1 protein-coding gene and 1 pseudogene are annotated in these 2,844 nt (G+C 69.6%); both read right to left on the bottom strand.

All coding sequences use genetic code 11. The annotated features are described in order from the left end of the window. Positions 1-629: pseudogene (locus AC3EUV_RS38205) on the bottom strand (hypothetical protein); the annotation flags it as partial. A gap of 1,158 nt (positions 630-1,787) precedes the next feature. Beyond that, positions 1,788-2,771 (bottom strand): NAD-dependent epimerase/dehydratase family protein, encoded by a 984-nt coding sequence (locus tag AC3EUV_RS38210; protein WP_435604885.1) that lies wholly within the window; start codon positions 2,769-2,771, stop codon positions 1,788-1,790. Between the last annotated feature and the right edge of the window lie 73 nt (positions 2,772-2,844).

The raw sequence follows: 2,844 nt of genomic DNA on the forward strand, positions 1-2,844 counted from the left end.
TTCCCCTGAACGGTGATGGTCCTCTTGCTGCCAACGGGTAGGGCCGTTCCCTTGCACGTCAGGGTGCCCGACGCGATGGTGCAGCCCCGCGTGCTCGTGGTGGCTTCGGTGAGACCGGCGGGCAGCGTGTCCGACACCGTGTAGGTGTCCTTCGACGGACCGCTGTTGGTCACGTCGATCTTGTACTCGACGGACCCGCCCGGCCGTACGGCGGCCGGCCCCTGCTTGGTGACCGCGAAGTCTGCGCAGTTGGTGCTGGTGGCCTTGACGTTGCCGACATGATGGTCGTCATTGGGAACGGTCGATGCTCCTACGGGGTTCGCGGTGAAGACGAGATCTCCGTTGGCGGGCGCACTGTCGGGCAGCGTGATCGTTATCGCGGTGCTTGTGCCTGACGTCGCCACGGAGGTGGGGCTGACCGTGGCACCCTTGCTCGCCTCCCAGGTCACGCCCTGGGAGGCGTTCGACCCGGGCGAGGTCGCGGTCGCGTAAACGACGCCGTTGTATGAAACCGTCATGGTGGTCGCCGCCGACCCCCTGGTGTACTGGTAGTCGAAGGTGAACTGCTTCCCGCTGTCCCCCAGGTTGGTGACCGGGTGGGTCAGCGTGTCGTTTTTTGCCCCGTCCACCGTGTTCCACCAGTGATTGCCCCCATCGCCGCTGGCCCACTGGCCCGTGGCTGTCCATCCGCTGTTGCTCAGTGCCTCGGGGGCGCAAGCGGCGGCGGCCGCAGGGGCGGCTGGGGCAACGGCGGTGATCAGAGCGAAACCGCTGAACGGGAGCAGTGCCGCTGCGAGTACGCCACGCACCACCCTCCCGGCCGTCCGCCGTCGCGTCGCCGGATTCCCCCTTCGATGGTTGCGTTCACCGCGTCCGCCGGGCGTCCTGACGCCGTGGCGCTGTGATGCGAACATCCTGACCCCATGTCTCTGTGAGTACTGCCGAAAAAAACGCAGGCGGGCGCAAGGCGCACGCGCTCCACCTCTGCAGACGAACGGGCACGGCTGCGATTGCACCCGGAGCCGATGCAGCATCATTTTTTTCCACTCAATTATCGTCAGCCGAGCCAAAGGCGCAGGTGGCGAACGCATCCGGATCCGATGGCGCATCATGGACGAGGCTGCGCCGCACGTCTCGGAACATCTCGAATTGCCCCCCGCCATCGAGCCCTGATGCTTCTTTTGGGGTACGCATGCTCCTTAAAAAGGGATGACTTAAAAATGATGGCTCTCCGGCGGCGCATGTGACGTCCCATCACAAGCCATGGAAATGCGCACACCTTTCCGACTGAACGCGTAGGAAATTTGATGCCGTTGCCTCTCGGCTGCACAACATCGTGTCCGAGGTGTTTGCGCGCATCCTGCGTCACCTGCGCGCAGGCGAAGGGCCGACCGCCCTTCCTTCCGGACGTCAGAAATCAGCGTGAAGCCTGGCCTTCCCCCTGGCCAAGACCGCTGACCGGTCCACCGGGCCGGAAGGCGGCTGCGTACTGCCTTCCTCCATCGATGAGTCGGGCAGAGCGCTGAAGTCCGCCCGGACCACGACGCCGCACCCGCATCGCGGGCGGAGCGCCTTGCGGGCGGGGCGCTGGACGTCGCCGAGGCGGAACGGCTGCACGCCGCCGCACCGGCCGCCCGGAGCCGGGGTGAGTGGGAGTCGGCCGCCGGGATGCGGGCTCGGGCAGTCGAGCTGCGGCAGGGCACGCCGCTGACAGGGGCCCCGGCCGCCCCGCCGCCAAGAGCCGCGGCCCCGCACCCCCTGCGGCGACGGGTTCCGGCCGCGCCCCGCTACCCCAGCGCCGCCGCCTCCTTCTCCGGGGCCAGCCCCACCACCGGCCGGTCCGGCCGCTGCGGCGCCACCCCGCCGATGCGCTGGAGCCAGGCCCAGGTGTCGGCGACCGTCTCACCGACGGGACGGCAACGCAGCCCCGCCGCGAGGGCCTTGGACACATCGGAACCGTAGATCGCAGCATCCGGCTCGCCGGTCGCCAGCCAGACCGGCAGCTCGATCCAGGGCGCGATACCGGCGGCGAGGACATCCTCCGGGGCGGTCCAGCGCAGCTCCGCGTCCGCGCCGGTGACCGTCACACAACTCTCCAGGAACTCCCCCATCGTGGCGTGCCCGACCTCGCTCACCAGGTTGTACGCACCACCGCGTCCGGCCTCCAGCGCATCGACCGTCCATGCGGCGAGATCCCGGACGTCGATGTACTGGAGCGCCAACTCCCGCGGCCCCGGCGCGAGGACCGGGCCACCACGGGCGATCCGGTTCAACCACCACGGCAGCCGCCCGATGTTCTCGTACGGCCCGAGGATCAGCCCCGCACGCAGCAGCAGCGCCCGGTCCCCGAACGCCTCGGCCGCGGCCAGCTCACCACCCCGCTTGGCCTGCGCATAGTCCTCGGCGTCCGTGGCATCGGGGGAGCCCGCCACCACCGGGGCCTGCTCGTCGAACGGGGGCGTGGGCGGAAAGGTGTACACCGAGCCGCTGGAGACATACGCGTACCTCCCGACCCGCCCTGACAGCAGCCGCGCCGTGTCCCGCACCGCCGACGGCGCACCGCTCCAGGTGTCGACGACGGCGTCCCACTCCCCCTCCTCCAGGGCCGCGAGCCCCGCCGCGCTCCCACGGTCACCGTGCAGCGCCGTCGCCCCCTCCGGCGGCGCATGCGTCCCCCGGTGGAACACCGTCACCTCCCACCCCCGCGCCAGCGCCGCCTCGGCAACCGCCCGCCCCACGAACTCCGTACCACCCAGCATCAGTAGCTTCATGACGGCGACTGTGCCGGACACCACCGCCCGCCACCACCAACGCACGCTCTCAGCAGAATCCCTCTGAGCGGAA

The organism is Streptomyces sp. bgisy130, from assembly GCF_057708345.1.

Coding starts and splice junctions, on each gene's coding strand:
- AC3EUV_RS38210 (WP_435604885.1), bottom strand. CDS start 2,771: ATGAAGCTACTGATGCTGGGTGGTACGGAGTTCGTGGGGCGGGCGGTT.